The sequence below is a fragment of the Streptococcus sp. WM07 genome (assembly GCF_004570525.1).
Taxonomy (GTDB): Bacteria; Bacillota; Bacilli; order Lactobacillales; family Streptococcaceae; genus Streptococcus.
In genome coordinates this window covers 1-269 of record NZ_SPPZ01000331.1, presented here as the reverse complement: position 1 = coordinate 269, position 269 = coordinate 1, and the positions used below count along the sequence as shown (strand labels likewise).

General features: G+C 35.3%; 1 protein-coding gene. It reads left to right on the top strand.

The window, feature by feature from the left end; genetic code table 11:
- Nucleotides 1–130 precede the first annotated feature (130 nt).
- A partial coding sequence (locus E4T71_RS09450) for a transposase (protein ID WP_194181278.1) occupies nucleotides 131–269 on the top strand: 139 nt, incomplete at its 3' end.

Sequence of the window (269 nt, the reverse complement as noted above, 5' to 3'; positions counted from 1 at the left end):
TTCATGAAAGGATTTTCGATTACTCCTACTATAAAAACCATAAACAGTCGCGATTTCTATTGAAATCACGGCTGTTTTTCAGCTATAATTAGAGTAGCAATAAAAGGAGAGTATCATCTTGAAAGAACTATTGGATATTATTAAAAAACAAGCAGCTACCATCCAAGGTCTAGTAGATGAAATCTCCCTTCTACGTGAACAGGTGGCTTATTTAACCCAGAAACTATATGGCAAGTCATCTGAGAAGAATTCTGTTCAACCAGGTCAAA